This is a genomic window from Legionella adelaidensis, from assembly GCF_900637865.1.
Classification (GTDB): Bacteria; Pseudomonadota; Gammaproteobacteria; order Legionellales; family Legionellaceae; genus Legionella_A; species Legionella_A adelaidensis.
Genome location: NZ_LR134420.1, coordinates 37,661 through 54,564, shown reverse-complemented (window position 1 = coordinate 54,564; position 16,904 = coordinate 37,661). Strand labels below are relative to the sequence as shown.

Here is a 16,904-nt window from a genome sequence, read left to right as displayed (position 1 = left end):
TCCTGCCACCTATTTCTCCTCTTCAATTTGTTGTTGCTGTTGTTAATCAATTATTTATTCACTTCTTATTACCAACTAATTAAAGGTTATTACCATGTGCGCACCATCTAAGAAGACGAGAAAAAATTTTTTTAATAACACGCCTTTGCTTTATGGAATCATGATTGCTTTAGGAGTAATCAGTGGTTTATCCGACATATCTTTATTAAAAACAGTCGGGTTATTCATAGCCGATGTTTTTATTAAAATATTCAAATGCATCAGTTTGCCCATCATAGCTCTTTCTATAATTGTAACGTTATCAGGCTACCGTTCTGATGGAATGATGCGTACAATTTGGCGAAGAACCATGACGTACACCTTGGGGACTACGCTTGTTGCAGCGGGAATTAGTTGCCTTTTATACATTATTATTCATCCTGGCATGGTGGGTATAGTCACCGAGTTTAAACAGCAAGGTAACCAAATAAATTATTTGCAACACATTGCAGGTCTTATCCCCTCTTCTTTATTTACTCCTTTTATTGAACAGCAGGTCTTAAGTGTTTTATTAGTGAGTATTGTCGTGGGGATTGCTATTCGCTTTATTCCTGATGATGATGCCAGACAAACAATCACTCACTTTTTTCGCGGTGCGCATGGCCTTTTTATGGTGATTACCAAATGGGTGATTGCGATAATCCCTATAGGTTTATATGGATTTATAACCAGTACTTTTGTGCAGTTAAAAAGCGGTGCAGCAATTCAGGGAATTGGCGAATACTTATTAATTATCGTATTAGCCAATTTGGTACAAGGATTTATTGTGTTACCACTTTGGTTAAAGTTTCAAGGAATAAAACCGTTCCAGACCATGAAAGGAATGCTGCCGGCACTATCACTGGCTTTTTTCTCTAAATCTTCCGTTGGCACCTTACCTGTTACTATGGAAACGGTAGAAAAAAATCTAAATGTAAAACCCCATTTAAGCCGTTTCATATTACCACTTTGCACCAGTATTAATATGAATGGTTGTGCTGCGTTTATCTTTGCCACTGTTATTTATTTAATGCAAAACCATGGTATTCATGTTTCCTTAGGTTCCATGTTTTTATGGATCATAGTGGCTACCGTCGCGGCCATAGGAAATGCCGGAGTGCCCATGGGTTGTTTCTTTTTAAGTGCCAGCCTTTTGGCAAGTATGAATGTGCCGATTACTTTGATGGGTATTATTTTACCTTTTTATAGCTTAATCGACATGTTAGAAACTTCACTAAATGTTTGGTCGGATGCCTGTGTAGTGAAGGTTGTGGATACTAAGGCGCAAAAAGAGGCTTTGGCAGAAGCAGAAAAAAACACCGATGGGCGATTAGTTGAAATTGCGTAGATGACGCTTGGACACTCCGCCCGTATGAGGTGACGCTCCCTCAGCCTGTCGGTGCCAACCTACAGTAAGGTTTCAGCGATTTTATAGTATATTTCGCTTAATGTTTCTAAATCATTCAAAGAGACACATTCATTTACTTGGTGGATCGTGGCATTTATGGGCCCCAGTTCAATTACTTCTACTCCGTAAGGAGCTATAAAACGCCCGTCAGAGGTGCCGCCTGTCGTTGAAAGCTCGGGGTCTTGGGTGGTTATGCTTTTTATAGCTTGAATACTGCTTTCTAATAACTTCCCTTTTTCAGTTAAAAAAGGTTTACCGCTTAAACGCCATTCAAAGACAGCGTTGAGCTCATTTCTTTTGAAGTAATGCTCTATTTCTTGCTTTAACGTTTCATGGTCTTGCTCAGTGGAATAACGAATATTAAGGAGTAAGGAGAGCTCTCCTGGGATAACATTGGTGCCCATACCGCCTGATTGAATTGTGGTAATCTGTAAGGAAGTAGGGGGGAAATAGTCATTACCTTGGTCCCATTGCCGTTGGGTTAACTCATTTAATGTTGGAAGAATGTTATGAATAGGGTTTTCGGCAAGATGGGGATAAGCCACATGCCCTTGTTTACCGATAAGTGTAATTTTTCCATTTAATGAGCCGCGCCTTCCTACTTTGATAACATCACCTATCTTTTTAGTACTAGAAGGCTCGCCGACAATACAATAATCAATTTTTATTCCTAGTTTTTCCAATTCTGACATCACATATGGTGTACCCAGATCATAGTGATCGCCTTCCTCCCCACTAGTAATTAAAAAGCCCAGGCTACCGTTAAAGTGGGAAGAGTATTTGACAAATTTTGCAGCTGCAACCATCATCGCAGCCAAGCTGCCTTTCATATCTGCAGTGCCGCGCCCATAAAGGAGACCGTCTTTCTTGGTTAGCAGAAAAGGAGGTGTTGCCCATTTTTTTTTATCTCCTACGGGCACTACATCCGTATGGCCCGCAAAAACTAGTAGCGGTTGTTGGTTTCCAATTTGAGCAAAAAAATTATTGACCGGGAAACTATTAAAATGCCTGCATTGAAACCCTATTTTTTCTAAATAAGAAATCATAAAGTTTTGACAGTTATCATCTTCAGGAGTGATTGATTTAAAAGAAACGAGCTTGGCAAGTAATTCTTTCAGCTCGCTCATGATTGAGTATCTCTAAGGAGCTCATTAATACTTACTTTCGCACGTGTTTTTTCATCGACTTGTTTTACAATAACGGCACAATAAAGGCTGTGGCTACCATCTTTACTAGGTAAATTTCCCGAAACCACCACCGAACCCGCCGGTACTCTGCCGTAGGTAATTTCTCCGGTCTCACGATTGTATATTTTTGTGCTTTGGCCAATAAATACGCCCATGGAAATTACTGATCCTTGTTCGACAATGACACCTTCGACAATTTCTGAGCGGGCACCAATAAAGCAATTGTCTTCAATAATAGTGGGGTTCGCTTGCAATGGTTCCAGGACGCCGCCAATACCCACTCCACCGGATAAATGTACATTTTTTCCGATTTGAGCACAGGAGCCAACCGTCGCCCAAGTATCTACCATGACCCCTTCATCAATATAAGCGCCAATGTTTACATAAGAAGGCATTAAAACAGTATTTTTAGCTATAAAGGCGCCTCGCCTTGCAATTGCATGAGGAACGACTCGTACGCCCATTTGTTCAAACGTAGCCGCATCCAAATGCTCAAATTTTAATGGAACTTTGTCATAGAATTGAGCAAAACCGCTATTAATAAGGGTATTGGGAAAAATCTTAAAGGATAAAAGGACCGCTTTTTTAATCCATTGGTGTACTACCCAACCGTCTGACATTTTTTCAGCGACCCGGATTTTTCCATTATCTAATAAATGTCTCACTTCCTCTATAGAGTGCGTTAAGTCTTTGGGTGCATTTTCGGGATTCAGGTGGGTTCTTTGCTCAAAATATTGCTCAATGATGGTTTGTAATGAAGACATGTTTAGCCCTGGGTAAAAAATTTAAGTATAACTGGCAGATTAGAAAAAGAAATAGCAGAATCTTGGCAGGAGCTTTACATATTGGAGAGACAACACTAAATTTTGTTTCCCCGCGCGTGTCGCGGGGAACAACGATTACAGTTGCATGCCATCAATAAGACGTGACACTGCCTCTTCAGAAGCACGGGCTGGCATTGGATACATGCCAAATAATCTTCGGCCTTCATACCCAGGTAAAGGGAATGTCTCGGTTCTTGCCCTTATTGCCATTTGAGCTCTAGCTAACGCCGCAGAGGAGGGTTCTGGCGGTCTTAGTTGGCTTAATATAGTTTTTTCTTCCACTTCAAATGCTTGTAAAGCTGCTAACTGCTCATCCGTGGGTAGTTTAAAAATTGCAGAAAGGGCGTTACTTCTTTCTTTAAGATTATATGTGCTCACGCGATCATGGGTGACAACAAAGTTGGTCATTTACAACTCCAGGTTTATGACGATTAAAAAAGTGGCATTTTATTTAAAAAAATGATGCAGTCAAGAAATAATCGGCACTATGATCAAAATAAGATCATAAAAAGCATAGTATTAAACCAATTTTGTAAACAACTTAACAAAGAGTATACTCCGCTATTTAATTGAGAAAATTATATAATGCAGGTATTGATAACCGGTTGCGCCGGGTTTATTGGATTTCATTTGGCTAAACTTTTATTAGAGAATGGAAATGAAGTGGTTGGTATTGATAATCTCAATGATTATTATGATGTGAAGCTAAAGGAGGCCAGATTACAATTATTAAAAAAATATCCTCATTTCACTTTTTACCAGCAAGATATTTGCACTTTATCCGCGGTATCGACAATTTTTAACACCCATCTTCCTACCCATGTAGTGAATTTGGCAGCCCAAGCGGGCGTCCGTTACTCTTTAGTCAACCCTCATGCCTATGTGCAATCTAATATTGTGGGTTTTACCAATATTGTCGAAAACTGCCGCCATCATCAAGTCAAACATTTAGTTTATGCTTCCACCAGCTCCGTATATGGTGCGAATGCCTCTTTGCCCTATAAAGAAAGTGACAATACCAACCATCCTCTAACCATTTATGCCGCCAGTAAAAAAGCAAATGAGCTTATTGCCCATTCGTATTCGCACCTCTACCAGCTACCGACTACCGGCCTTCGTTTTTTTACCGTCTATGGGCCTTGGGGTCGGCCAGATATGGCTTTCTTTTCTTTTACTAAAGATATTTTAGAAGGGAACCCGATTAAAATATTTAATAATGGACAAATGCAACGTGATTTTACTTACATTGATGACATTGTTGTAGGTATCTCAACCGCCCTAACCAAAATACCGCAGCCTACTAATGACTGGTTGGCAGAAACTCCGAATCCAGCGTTTAGTAACGCCCCGTATCAAGTTTTTAATATAGGTTGCGGCCAACCCGTAGCATTAATGGATTACATAGAAGCCATAGAAGATGCCCTGGGTAAAAAAGCAATTAAAGAATTCTACCCAATGCAAAAAGGAGACGTTCTAAGCACACATGCGGATACTCTGCGCTTGCAAGAATATTTAGGCTATAAACCAAGCATACCAGTTAGGGAAGGGGTGCGAAATTTTGTAAATTGGTACAAAGAATTTTATGGAGCTTAGTTTCATTTAAAAACCAAAACCTTGATGCAGCAAAGCGTAATTAAGGTTTGGTTTTTCAATCATATTCTTTGTATTTCTTTCGTTACGCTTGGTTGCATTAAAAGCCATCATCAATATTTAGTATTTAATGCGTACTCCAAATCTTTTTTTAAATCTTCTATATGTTCAATCCCTACTGATAAGCGCACAAAACCATCTTCAATGCCTAATTTCTTTCTATTTTCTGGTGGAATCGAGGCATGCGTCATGATGGCAGGGTGCTCTATTAAGCTTTCTACACCCCCTAAACTTTCAGCAAGAGTGAAAATTTCGCAGCGGGACAAGAAGCGCTTGGTCTGTTCCAAGTCTCCATCAATTACCATAGAGATCATGCCACCAAAGGCGTGCATTTGAGCTTTTGCCAAGTTGTATTGGGAGTGGGAGTGAAGACCTGGGTAAATGACTTTGCGTATTTTTGGATGTTTTTCTAACCATTCTGCCAGAACTTGCGCATTTTCACAGTGTCTTTCCATGCGTAGAGACAGGGTTTTTAGGCTACGTAAAACGAGAAAGCTATCAAAAGGTCCTGCTACCCCTCCACATGCATTTTGCAAAAAGCTCATTTTTTCTGCTAATTCCGCATTGTCTCCCACTACAACTATCCCACTGACCACATCGGAATGGCCGTTTAAATACTTGGTAGCCGAGTGCACGACCATGTCAAAGCCAAGCTCTAGGGGACGTTGAATCCAGGGAGTAGCGAAAGTATTGTCTGCTACTGCAATGAGTTTATGCTTTTTACCGATCTCAGCTATTTTGCGCAAATCAGCAAGTTTTAGCATAGGATTAGAAGGGGTCTCCACCCATAGTAAGCGTGTTTGTGAAGTAATGGCGTTTTCAATATTTTCAATTTGTGTCATATCTACAAAAGAGAAAGACAAATCACTTGTTCTGGTTTTGACTTTATCAAAGAGCCGGAATGAGCCTCCGTAAATATCGTCCATCACAATGGCATGATCTTTGGCATTTAATAAGTTGATTACACAATCAATAGCTGCCATTCCCGATGCAAAAGCAAAACCATATTGACCGGATTCTAAACTCGCTACACACTGTTCATAGGCTTTTCTTGTGGGATTGTGGGTTCTTGAGTATTCATAACCTTGATGTATGCCTGGTGAAGATTGTTTATAAGTGGATGTAGCATAAATAGGAGTCATAACTGCACCCGTACCAGGATCGGGCTCTTGTCCTGCGTGGATGGCGCGAGTGTCAAAATGTAAAGCGTCCATTATTACTCCTGAAATAAAGTTATATAAAAAATCCGCTCATACTATTAAAAAGATTCTAGAGAGATACAGATGCGGAGGCAAGAAATCATTTAAAAACTGATGCTGTTAATGATGGGGTTTATTTGCCAATTGAAATCCAATGCCTGGAAGGTACTTATGGAGAATAACTTATCTGCTACGTGTGTTTCTATATAAAGTATAATTCTAATTGAACTAATTAATATTTGGATTAGGATTACAAACTATAAACTATATTGGTGGTTTTGTTCATTTTATATATTCGGCGATTGGACATTTACCCGAGATAGAACAATAAGGAAAAGATGTGTATAGTGAAATAAAAGCATTTCTATTAAAGCCCCTTGTTCCCTTATTACTCAGTATAATTTTTATTCTGTGGACAATTGTTCAAGTTATACATACCTCCATAAACATTAGAAATAATGAAGACATGATTGTAAGCAGACCCCAGGTAGCTATTATTAAGACTAAACCAGTTATACCTTCGATTAAAAGGCCGCTTTTTGGAGATTATGTACCAGAGAATTTAAACGAAACCACGGTCAAAGAATCCATGCTTAATTTACACGTCGTGGGGGTTCTTTTTTCAAAAAAAGAAGAAGATTCTCAAGTTATTATACGCACTGCAAGTGGCGAAGAGCACACTTATAAAATAGGGGATACGTTACCCGGAAGTGTTATCATTAAACGGATTACCCCGGAAGGTGTATTACTGGGTAGGGAAGGTGGTTTAGAAAGTTTGAGCTTACCTAAAAACCCATTAAACTTTCAGCCACAAGCGAAGCCATTAGAAGAGGATAAACTTTGAAAAAAATTATTTTATTTTTAATGGCACTTGCTATCGTAAGTTCGTGTTCTTACCGGAATTTTACCGACGGAATACGCAGCTTCAAAGTCCAAAACTACCGGCAAGCTTTTATTTTACTAAAACCCGAAGCTGAAAAAGGGCAGCCTGACGCACAATATGCAGTAGGGTATATGTATTACTATGGATATGGTGTAGTAGAAGACAGGATTAAAGCTTGCTATTGGATTAAACGTGCGGCAGCGTTAGGCCAGCCCGACGCAGTCCAGGCGGTGGAAATATTAAGGCTTAATACCTAATTTGTCTGAGTTCGACAGGCAAGTTCTAATGCCTGCCATTCTCACAATGATGTAGCCTTGGTCTGGGGAGTAGCTAAGAAATTCAGTTATTCTACCCGCTTTCATTATTGCTCTACCCAAAAATCCCTTAAATTGATGCTATAATAAAAAGTAATTTAGAGCTTGATGAATATTTTTTATACTCTAAGGAAAAAAAATGCGAGATCGTGGAGAGAGGGTTCGCGAAGCAGAATTGTTATGCAAAACTCTTAAGCATATGGCGCAAGGTTCACCTCGTTATGAGCAAGTGTGTGGTTTATTAGATTACTTAATAGGTATACTAGAGTTTCCAAATTCTGATTCTTCCTTTGGCAAGGGGAAAAGCGTTGCCGATTTACAAGATATGTTTCAACATGAGCACAGAAATAAATTTGAACATGCAATAGATACTATCTTACAAAAAACCATAGAAGAAATTGATAATAATAAAGCCGTAACTTATTGCGATCAATTAAAAGACTTGGTCATGCAACATAGACAATATCTTGGTGATCAGCTTTTCGCTGGTCCTAGTATGTAACTGATCATATACAGAAAGAGAAAAATATAAAATTCTCCTGCCAAATTTTCGATTGCTTACCGAATTCTATTTATCCTTATAAAGAATGGATAGGGGATATCCGACTACCCGAATCTATCCTAATCATCTTCGGACCTGCTCTTGGCACGGCAGAAAGCATTCGCGAGTGGAATTAATTACAACTATAGCTATCAAACCAGGTAAGCTGAGCGTATTTCAATATATTGAGGGCTATTTTAATCAGCAAAGGATTCATTCTGTCCTTGACACTATAGCAACTGTCTTTGATTAAAGCATTCGATTCGTCTAACCAGAATAGGAATAAATTTTGTAAATTGACGTAGCTACGGTTATTTTTCCTAAAGCGCCCAAGATATAAGGCCAGACACCTAGCAGCCAAGCTTGAAAAAATCCAAAATGATAGCTCAACACTAAAAAACCCGAGCATAATATCACAGTCTCATTTAGTGCCAGACAACACCAAATTTGAGAAAAAGTTCGAGGCTGTACCTTTGCTAAGAGTTGTGGAACAATCAATGAAGAGAATAAAAATCCAACATAATAACCTGCTTTAGGCGACAGAATCCAGGTAGGGGTTATACTGCCATCAGCGAGTAATGGAACGCCAAGTGTTGCTAAGAATAAGTAAGCTAAAACTATCCAATAGGCTTTCTTACCTAAAAAAATGATTAACATGGAAACGCTTAAGCTTTGTAGCGATAGTTGTATGGATGTTGTTGGAATTATCAACCGAATTTTCGCCATCAACGTCATAAAACAAATACCAACTGTTAAAGTCAGTAGTATTTTCCAGTGATCAATTCTTTTCTGATTTTTTATTGTTAAATCCATCAATAACTCTTTAATTTAATCATTTCGAATGTATCACATGTGCTCAGGGTCATCCAGAATCACAGAATCAAAAAAGGCAGAAGTTAACAGCTCAGGATTAGGCCCTAAACATGCTGTCTTTGACATTTCCTTTATTAATTTAACTCGAGCATTTTTTCGCCCGCTAGAGTTTTGTCTACATCCAATAACGCCATAGCTCTACTCATTGAATGTCTTTATAAAGCCGCAAATCAAATTTAAAGATAGTAATTAAGGCTGTAATGCAGCTGAGCTTGCTCTTCTGCTTCTACCTAGTCCACGCTTGCGAACAGTGCATCCAGTTTCTCTTAAATCTGTTTTGAAACTGGATCTTTCTTATATGTAATATATACAAACATACCTATGTGCTTAATTAGTTCTACAGGCAACTTAGATAAGTTACTTTCACTTTGTAGTTGTGCTTGAGCATGGATCAAACTTTTTTCTTTAAGTGAATTTGCCAGTATCTTTTCATGGTTTTGATTTCAGGATGGTCGCACGCGTATTACTCAATGAAGGCTGGTTAAAATCTGGTCCTGATGGTTGCCCAAAGTTTTTAACTTCTGGAACAACTTGGAACGCACTAATCAATCAATGACGGACTGTCACAAATGTCCCCATTAGTCGGGTTAGGTCTATCAATTAAAAGTTCCTACTTGTTATAGGAATAATATCTTTGTTAAAGAAATAATAATATGCGATAGGAGCAACATTACTATTGAATGCGTTTTCAATAATTAAATACTGAGGAGTATTGGCTCCAGCTCCTGATTGAGATAATGGACCAGAAATACATACATAGGATTGTGAATTTGAATCCAATTTCATCCAACTGGATAATTGCGGATACAAAACTTCAGGCTTTACCTCTGGGTTAACGGACATGTTAACGCTTTCACTTAAGAACAGTTTTTTACCAGAAATTTCTAAATAATCTTTATCATCGCAGCTAACATAACTTATTTTTTTATTTTCAAATCGAATCACATAGGGCTCATCACAATTTTTTTCCGCGTGCTCAGAAAATCCACCACCATCAAGCAAGGTTATTGTTATGCTTGGATTTGCAGGCTTTGAGTTTACACATGATTTTATAATCTCATAAGGTGGTTGAGAAAAAACTTGCTGAATAAAAAAAACACTAAGTATTCCAGATAAAAATTGAGTTGGCGACATTGTTTAGCTCCTGTTGCATCGATAAATTGTTGGCTATATTTCCAGAATATTGTTCCACCTTGAGCTGATGTAGAATCAAAAACATATTGAATGGGCAAAATCTTCCCCCCTTATATGTTGATGAAAGACTGCGCATAGAATCAACTGGAGCATTTTCAGAAAATATAGTCGATAAATCTTTTATACCTCCAAAGGTATTAAAGCAAATCCGAATGATTTTCATCGCAGTACTACGGCGCCGTATTATTTTGAATTACGCGAATATATGGGCATTTAATTATAGTGTGCGTTTTATGGGCTCTTTCTCATTTGAGGGGGCACTTTAATCTAAGTTAGAGTAATCTAACTCCTTGATTTGACAATCAAAAGGAGATTAAAGTGCCGAAGTATGATCTTATCTTATTTACCTGGATTTTCTATAAGAAAAGTGAAGAGATACCAACCTTTAGTTTTAGAGCTTTCATATAATCAATTGCCTCGCTGTGCACATTGCAATAGTAAAAAAGTGCGCAAAAAAGCATCCTACATACGTAATGTTCATCATGAGTTAATAAGGCATCGCCGTAGTATCTTGCAATTCAAAGCCTTTTTAAGCTCTATTGCCATGTTAGACTGCTTTGGTATTTACTTTCTTTTCTAGAGTCAACCTTAGGTAGACGGATGAAATATTATTGAGCATAAGAATACATCGACGCTGAAAAAAACGCTCGGTAAACCTCATTGAAGACCTACGGGCAGCATAGAGCCTCCCGAGAACAGTTTGGCAAACTCTTATTTTGTTGATAACCTATGCTTACATTTATAGAGGCTCACACAAGTAACGGATTACTAATGCCCGCGCCAAGAATTAATAAACTTACCCATTTAAATAAATATTCTTGGTCTATTTTGGTTGCTTATATTTGTGCAATATTGGCAATGCAGTACCGTGTAGCTAATATTTCTCTCGCAGGCTTTTTTCATACACTTCCTTTAATTATTATTGCACTTTATTATTGTGGAAAATTAGCCCCACTAATCAGTCAACCCGAACAAAAATTAAAGAAATTCGAATTATTTACACGCGATTTATTTATCTTAAGTTTTAGTTTTTTACTCGGCTGCCTTATATCTATAGCTTTTTCATATAAAAATAGTGATGTGAAAGGGTGGTGGCCATTAATTGTATATTTCATCACTCTATATGGATTGTTCTTTTCTTTATTTTTTTCGACTGCCGCACTTTTAATCAAAAATCATAAAAAATACACGATAGTTTTTTCACTCCTAATACTATTATTAGTATCAATGGGCAAAGTCTTCCCCTCTTATATGTTCATTCCCTTGCTAGGCTATATTGATACTTTTTATGCAATAACTTTCTCATTGTTAGTCCTTCATTGTTTATTTGCTATCAATTACATAATGATCAAGTTCTTTCAATGTAGAAACGACACCCCGCAATAACTTGACAAATGATGGAGTTACAATGAGGGATTATAAAATATTAATATTAGGAATAAGCATCACTATAGTTGCTTTATCATCCACAATACACGCCAAGAAAATTTTTCCTTCTGATATTATGGGTAGAAGTTTAGATTATCCTGGAATGGGATGGCTGGGGCACGTAGGTATTGCTACCAGACCAATGATGGATTCTAGTGGAATGTCAACACCAGCCACTCTAGTTATAGAGATACTTAATGAACCGATAATAGGTCAAATTAATACTATAGAGAATTTCAAAAGACGTTCTCCATATTGGGGTAGTAAATATGGAGTAATAGGTCACCCTGAGCAAGGATATAGAGTATTGGTTGAAGCTAATCACCAGCGATGGTGGGTTAGTGAATATACCGATACAACCGATTATAGAATTGGCCAAGGAAATCCAAGGACAGGGGAAATAGCTGTTTCGGGGCGTTGGAGGTGTGACACTTATGCTTGGTGGGCTTATTATAGCCAAGGAGCAGACACAATGCCTGGACATATATGGCTACCAAGGAAGTTGTTTGATTTTTTCCCTTTTTTTAATGATGAAAGACTGCGAAAAGAATCAACTGAAACATTTTCAGAAAATGTAGTCGATAAATCTTTAGATAGCATATCTACTGAAGAATTGAATGAAATGCCCCTAGTAGAGTTCCAGAAAATAATCGATGCTCCTCCAAGTGAACCATCTAATTATGTTGCTCCTATGTCAGGATATATGCGTTTTGCTTATGATTCTAATCTTAACGTCGTTAAGCGAGGAGCTATGATTGATAAAATTACATCAAAAGCAACTGAGATAGACTTGGTTCCTAAATTATTAAAATTATATGATGAAACAGACCCCGAAGAGGTGAAAAATAAAATAGTGAGTGGTCTTATGTTCCACGTACAAGGTGAGTTAAGAGAACATCCAAACCCTAGAGATAAAGAATTACTGCGATATTTTTTTCATAAGCTTATAGGGGAAAAACTTAATCAACATTGCGCGGGCTGGGCTACGATGGGATTTATTGATACCCATACGGCTGATGAAACTATACAAAATCTGGATAACATAGACACCCAATTAGCCATAGCAACTCATTCCACCTCAATTATGCTCAAATATAAACTTGTTCATAAGTCTAAGGTTTTACAACCTATTTACATTAGATCGATCATAGATGAGCTTCGTGAAGCTAATAATTCCGATTTGGACAGCTATTTTTTTGGTCCATTGGCTATCGGTTATCAAGGCACAGGGAGAACTCTACTGGAGCCAGAATCTAAACAAATGGTTATAAATTATTTAAATGAAGTTCGTTATAAATATACTTCCAAAGGTATAAAAGCAAATCCAGATGATTTTCATCGCGGTACTACGGCGCCGTATTATTTTGAATTACGCGAACATATGGGCATTTAACCCGTTCTCTGCGCCAGATATCTCTGGCGAGACGCCCTTTTTAAGGCTCTTTCTCATTTGAGGGGGCACTTTAATCAACTTAGTATAAACTTAAGTCCTTGATTTAGCGATCAAAAGGAGATTAAAGTGCCGAAGAACAATCTTATCCTAAATTTACCTGGGTTTTCCATAGTAAAAGTGAGCGGATATCAACCATTATTATTAGATGTAAGATATAACCGATTAGCTCGTTGTAGCCACTGTCAAAGTAAGAGGGTACGTAAGAAATCCTCATTTATACGAAGAGTTCATCATGAATTAATAGGCCATAGGCGAAGTATATTAAGGTTTAAAGCCTATAAGTTATATTGTTATGCGTGTTGTCGTTATGGTAATCAACAATTCCCTGGTATCAATAAACATCAACGTGCTACTTGGCGGGCGCAGGCAGCGGTGTTTCATGAACATAGCCGAGGAGTCTCTCAAAAGGACTTATCGGAGCGTTATAAGAAAGGGAAAGCCACTATCGAGCGTTGGTATCAGCGCCATTATGAAGAGCAACATAGAGAGTTGCTTAATAAGCCCTGTCCTGTAGTGCTTGGCATTGATGAGCATTTCTTTAGTAAGAAAGAAGGTTTTGCTACTACGTTATGTGACCTGAGAAAGCATAAGGTCTTTGATGTAGTTCAAGGCCGAAGTGAAGGGGATTTAAAGGACTACCTACAGCAGCTGCCTGGAAAGGAACGAGTTAAAGTCATCTGTATGGACTTAAGTAGTACCTATCGGTCTATTGTAAAAAAATACTTTCCTAATGCAATGATAGTTGCCGATAGATTCCATGTGATTCGTTTAATTCAACATCAATGTATGATGACTTACCGAGAACTCTCCAGTGAAATAAAAAGCAATAGAGGTATCTTAGCCTTATTGAGAACCAGACCTGATAACCTGAGTGAAGAAAAGAGGGCTAAAAGAGACGCCTTTTTAATTCAAAATCTGGCTATCGATGCAATCTATCAGTTCCAACAACAGCTTCATTCTCTTTTAATGAAAAGAGCTTTAACTCAAAAGGCATGTCGTAAAGTAATACCTACCTTCTTAGAAATGCTTACTGAATTAAAGCAAAGTGCTTTTAAAGCATTAGCTTCACTGGGTAAGACACTGGAAGCTTGGAAAGATGAAGTCGCCAGAATGTGGCGGTTTAGTAAATCTAATGGAATAACTGAAGGCTTTCATCGCAAAATGAAACTCATTCAGCGAAGGGCTTATGGTTTTAGAAATTTTGAAAATTATAGAGTGCGTGTTAAGGTGCTCTGCGGGTGATTAAAGCTGCCCCCTTAAATGGGAAAGAGCCGAAAATTTTAATTTTTTGGATTTTAACATAAGTTATTTATTTCATGGTGGCCAGAGGCAGAATCGAACTGCCGACACGAGGATTTTCAGTCCTCTGCTCTACCGACTGAGCTATCTGGCCATCAAGAGGTTGCTATTAAACTCCGAGATTGACTGAGAGTCAAGGGTCGATGCATTTTTTTTTATTCTTTTGGAATATAACCTGACGGTTTTTCAGAACCTTCGCCGAAGAAATATTTCTCCATTTCTTGACGTAGGTATTCTCGCGCTTTGGGGTCTAATAAACTTAGGCGGTTTTCATTAATTAGCATGGTTTGATGCGATAACCACATTTTCCAGGCAGGCTCTGATATTTCATTATAAATTCTTTCCCCCAAAGGGCCTACGAAAGGGGGCGAACTAAGGCCTGGGGCTTCTTTTTTTAGTTTTGAGCAAAAAATAGTACGTGACATGCAGTTCCTATTTGAAAATGAAAGAGCTAATACTAACCATACTGTGCGGATGCCTCAATATTTATGAGGAATTTTTTTTATCATCCTTTTGTCCAGCATATAAAGGTTGAATGAAGGAGGAGGGAGGTGCAAGGGCTTCCTCAAGGCTAATAAATTCATAACCATTTTGTTTATACATTTGAATAATGTCACCTAAAAAGTGGCTGTTTACTAGATTGGCATGAATTAACAGAATTTGTTTTACCGGCTTATTTCCTGCTAATTTTTCTGCACGTTGGGTTTGGCTCCAGATATAAGATAAGTAACGTTTACGTAGTTGAGGAAGGTTTTTTTCTCGTAAACGGTAGGGGATATGAAACAACTCCTCATTGAAGCGAAAGTCTTTGGTGTCTATTGTGACCGGGGCAATCACATAATTTTGTGCAGATAAAAACTCATAAACTTGCGCTTTTTTCTCTCCTTGGCCCTCTGCCAGGTAAGGATAACGAAAATATTTCGTGCCATTATACAAAGGAGTTAATACTTGATCTGCGCGAGCAATGTCTTCCATATATTTCTGCGCTTGTGTGGTGTTTAAATTTAAATGAGAGTAGGTGTGGTTGCCAATTTGAAAGCCCGCTTTTTGAAATTCCTCTAACAATTGCCATTGGTCTTTTTCTATAGTTCCTGCAACTACAAAGCCCGTAGCCGGAACATTATATTCTTTTAATGTGTCTACAATTTTAATAAACCGATCATGTTCTCGTTGTAAGTTACTAGGTTTGCCATTGGTGGTACCGACAAAAGGTAAGTCATCAATAGTGATGGCAATCTTTTTAGGTTCTTCTGCACAGTATCCCGAAAGGCAAAAAGAAAAAGAAGCAAGTAAAATGGGTAATTTTTTAAGCATCAATAAATCCTTCTAGGCTGCTTTTTTGAATTAGTGTAGAACAATTTTAAAAAAAACGCTTATGGTAAAAATAAAATTTTTGCTGCGTTATGGTTTATTGCAGCAACATGAGTACGCGAATATTAAGTGTCGGCATATGCTCAGTATTTTAATATATTGGAATAGCGTAAAAAAATCGACTATTATACATTAAAATAAGGAGTGATTTTTTTATTTTTCATGGAGATATTTCAAATGAACGAAGAAAAATATTGTGAAACGAAAGCATATTGTTGGGCCTTTCGTTATGAATTGGTAGGTATTATTCTCCTCATTATTGCTACTTTTCTTACGATTATTACTTTAAGCAGTTTAGCTATCGCCGCCATGTTTTTTGTAGGGATGATTCTTTGCGGACATAAATATTTTTCTTGTAATGTCTGCCACCCGCGAAGTCGTAATCTTAAGGAAGAGATGGATTTAATGCCTACAGATGACGTTGAAATTGTAAAAACGGGTAAACGCGGCAAAAAAATATTATAAACAAAGCCCCTTATGGGGCTTAATTCGCTTCACTATGAACTACCTCGATCATTTTAGCTCTAAGAGCGCCAAGTATCTTTCCACCAGGCCTACTTATCCTAAGGAAATGTTTCAATTTTTTAAAGAACTTGTGCCTCCAAAATGTACAGTTTGGGATTGTGGGACAGGTAATGGTCAAGCTGCATATGGTTTAGCTAAGTGTTTTCAACATGTAATCGGAACCGATAGAAGTTTAGAACAGTTAAAACTTGCTAAACGCCGCGAAAACATCCTCTATGTTTGTTCGCCTGCTGAAAAAACACCGATACCTTCAAATACCATTGATTTTATTACCATCGCACAAGCGCTTCATTGGTTTGATTTGCCGCTATTTTATGAAGAAGTAATCCGCGTCGCGCGAGAAGAAGCCTACTTGGCTGCGTGGTGTTACTCGCTTTGCCAAATAACTCCCCAAATTGATAGGATTGTGGCGCATTTGTATGAGCAAATCTTAGGAGAGCAGTATTGGCCTAAAGAAAGAATCTATATTGAGGAAGAATACAAAACCATCCCCTTTCCTTTTAAGAGAATAGAAAGCCCTGCTTTTGTAATTAGAAAGAAAATGAATTTGTATGACTTTTTAGGCTATTTAAATACATGGTCCGCTGTTAAAGAGTACGAAAGAAGGGAGGGGAAAAATCCTTTGGGAATTATTTTGAACGATTTACAATCAGCATGGGATAGAATTGATAAAAAATTAGATACCCTTTGGCCGATACATATGTTGGTGGGAAAAGTGTAGTGTGAGCCCAAACCTT

Annotated in this window: 18 protein-coding genes and 1 tRNA gene; 10 read left to right on the top strand and 9 right to left on the bottom strand. The window is 37.9% G+C overall.

The window, feature by feature from the left end; translation table 11 throughout:
- Nucleotides 1-94 precede the first annotated feature (94 nt).
- Complete coding sequence (locus tag EL206_RS03550; protein WP_058461478.1) at nucleotides 95-1,366, top strand: dicarboxylate/amino acid:cation symporter; 1,272 nt, start codon at nucleotides 95-97, stop codon at nucleotides 1,364-1,366.
- A gap of 59 nt (nucleotides 1,367-1,425) precedes the next feature.
- Here EL206_RS03550 and dapE read toward each other — a convergent pair whose 3' ends face one another.
- The 3 genes from dapE to EL206_RS03535 all read right to left on the bottom strand — a co-directional run bounded on the left by dapE (nucleotide 1,426) and on the right by EL206_RS03535 (nucleotide 3,845).
- Nucleotides 1,426-2,553 carry a succinyl-diaminopimelate desuccinylase gene (gene dapE / locus EL206_RS03545; RefSeq protein WP_058461479.1) on the bottom strand — a complete coding sequence of 376 codons (1,128 nt, stop codon included), beginning with the start codon at nucleotides 2,551-2,553 and terminating at the stop codon, nucleotides 1,426-1,428.
- Complete coding sequence (gene dapD / locus EL206_RS03540) at nucleotides 2,550-3,377, bottom strand: 2,3,4,5-tetrahydropyridine-2,6-dicarboxylate N-succinyltransferase (protein ID WP_058461480.1); 828 nt, start codon at nucleotides 3,375-3,377, stop codon at nucleotides 2,550-2,552. The genes dapE and dapD overlap by 4 nt, the downstream gene beginning before the upstream one ends.
- A 135-nt stretch (nucleotides 3,378-3,512) precedes the next feature.
- The gene (locus EL206_RS03535; protein ID WP_058461481.1) at nucleotides 3,513-3,845 is read right to left on the bottom strand and encodes a hypothetical protein; all 333 of its coding nucleotides are present in this window, start codon (nucleotides 3,843-3,845) and stop codon (nucleotides 3,513-3,515) included.
- A 177-nt stretch (nucleotides 3,846-4,022) separates the two neighbouring features.
- Here EL206_RS03535 and EL206_RS03530 point away from each other — a divergent pair, with 177 nt between their 5' ends.
- Nucleotides 4,023-5,030 (top strand): NAD-dependent epimerase, encoded by a 1,008-nt coding sequence (locus EL206_RS03530; protein ID WP_058461482.1) that lies wholly within the window; start codon nucleotides 4,023-4,025, stop codon nucleotides 5,028-5,030.
- Between the two features lie 110 nt (nucleotides 5,031-5,140).
- Here the strand turns inward: EL206_RS03530 and EL206_RS03525 are convergent, their stop codons facing one another.
- Complete coding sequence (locus EL206_RS03525) at nucleotides 5,141-6,301, bottom strand: trans-sulfuration enzyme family protein (RefSeq protein ID WP_058461483.1); 1,161 nt, start codon at nucleotides 6,299-6,301, stop codon at nucleotides 5,141-5,143.
- A gap of 325 nt (nucleotides 6,302-6,626) precedes the next feature.
- Here EL206_RS03525 and EL206_RS03520 point away from each other — a divergent pair, with 325 nt between their 5' ends.
- From EL206_RS03520 to EL206_RS03510, 3 genes are all read left to right on the top strand, one after another.
- Entirely contained in the window at nucleotides 6,627-7,130 is a 504-nt protein-coding gene (locus EL206_RS03520) for a type II secretion system protein N (RefSeq protein ID WP_058461484.1), read from the top strand.
- Nucleotides 7,127-7,426, top strand: coding sequence for a lipoprotein (locus tag EL206_RS03515; protein WP_232048512.1), 300 nt, complete (start codon nucleotides 7,127-7,129; stop codon nucleotides 7,424-7,426). The genes EL206_RS03520 and EL206_RS03515 overlap by 4 nt, the downstream gene beginning before the upstream one ends.
- Before the next feature lie 196 nt (nucleotides 7,427-7,622).
- The gene (locus tag EL206_RS03510; protein ID WP_058461485.1) at nucleotides 7,623-7,985 is read left to right on the top strand and encodes a hypothetical protein; all 363 of its coding nucleotides are present in this window, start codon (nucleotides 7,623-7,625) and stop codon (nucleotides 7,983-7,985) included.
- A gap of 306 nt (nucleotides 7,986-8,291) precedes the next feature.
- Here the strand turns inward: EL206_RS03510 and EL206_RS03505 are convergent, their stop codons facing one another.
- Nucleotides 8,292-8,837, bottom strand: coding sequence for a biotin transporter BioY (locus EL206_RS03505; RefSeq protein WP_058461486.1), 546 nt, complete (start codon nucleotides 8,835-8,837; stop codon nucleotides 8,292-8,294).
- 660 nt (nucleotides 8,838-9,497) lie between these two features.
- Nucleotides 9,498-10,031 (bottom strand): hypothetical protein, encoded by a 534-nt coding sequence (locus tag EL206_RS03500; RefSeq protein WP_058461487.1) that lies wholly within the window; start codon nucleotides 10,029-10,031, stop codon nucleotides 9,498-9,500.
- A gap of 831 nt (nucleotides 10,032-10,862) precedes the next feature.
- On the opposite strand from EL206_RS03500, the gene EL206_RS03490 reads away from it, so the two are divergent.
- From EL206_RS03490 to EL206_RS03480, 3 genes are all read left to right on the top strand, one after another.
- Nucleotides 10,863-11,477 (top strand): hypothetical protein, encoded by a 615-nt coding sequence (locus EL206_RS03490; protein ID WP_058461489.1) that lies wholly within the window; start codon nucleotides 10,863-10,865, stop codon nucleotides 11,475-11,477.
- A 22-nt stretch (nucleotides 11,478-11,499) separates the two neighbouring features.
- Nucleotides 11,500-12,912 (top strand): hypothetical protein, encoded by a 1,413-nt coding sequence (locus EL206_RS03485; protein WP_058461490.1) that lies wholly within the window; start codon nucleotides 11,500-11,502, stop codon nucleotides 12,910-12,912.
- Between the two features lie 126 nt (nucleotides 12,913-13,038).
- Nucleotides 13,039-14,214 carry an ISL3 family transposase gene (locus tag EL206_RS03480; RefSeq protein WP_141117150.1) on the top strand — a complete coding sequence of 392 codons (1,176 nt, stop codon included), beginning with the start codon at nucleotides 13,039-13,041 and terminating at the stop codon, nucleotides 14,212-14,214.
- Nucleotides 14,215-14,289: 75 nt separating this feature from the next.
- On the opposite strand, the gene EL206_RS03475 is transcribed toward EL206_RS03480, so the two are convergent.
- The 3 genes from EL206_RS03475 to EL206_RS03465 all read right to left on the bottom strand — a co-directional run bounded on the left by EL206_RS03475 (nucleotide 14,290) and on the right by EL206_RS03465 (nucleotide 15,585).
- Nucleotides 14,290-14,365, bottom strand: a tRNA-Phe gene (locus EL206_RS03475).
- Nucleotides 14,366-14,426: 61 nt separating this feature from the next.
- Entirely contained in the window at nucleotides 14,427-14,696 is a 270-nt protein-coding gene (locus tag EL206_RS03470) for an oxidative damage protection protein (protein ID WP_058462579.1), read from the bottom strand.
- A gap of 61 nt (nucleotides 14,697-14,757) precedes the next feature.
- On the bottom strand, nucleotides 14,758-15,585 hold the full coding sequence (locus tag EL206_RS03465; RefSeq protein WP_058462578.1) for a polysaccharide deacetylase family protein: 828 nt from the start codon (nucleotides 15,583-15,585) through the stop codon (nucleotides 14,758-14,760).
- Nucleotides 15,586-15,819: 234 nt separating this feature from the next.
- On the opposite strand from EL206_RS03465, the gene EL206_RS03460 reads away from it, so the two are divergent.
- Nucleotides 15,820-16,107, top strand: a complete 288-nt coding sequence (locus EL206_RS03460; protein ID WP_058462577.1) for a hypothetical protein — start codon at nucleotides 15,820-15,822, stop codon at nucleotides 16,105-16,107.
- 106 nt (nucleotides 16,108-16,213) lie between these two features.
- Nucleotides 16,214-16,888, top strand: coding sequence for a class I SAM-dependent methyltransferase (locus tag EL206_RS03455; RefSeq protein ID WP_058462576.1), 675 nt, complete (start codon nucleotides 16,214-16,216; stop codon nucleotides 16,886-16,888).
- Nucleotides 16,889-16,904: the final 16 nt, after the last annotated feature.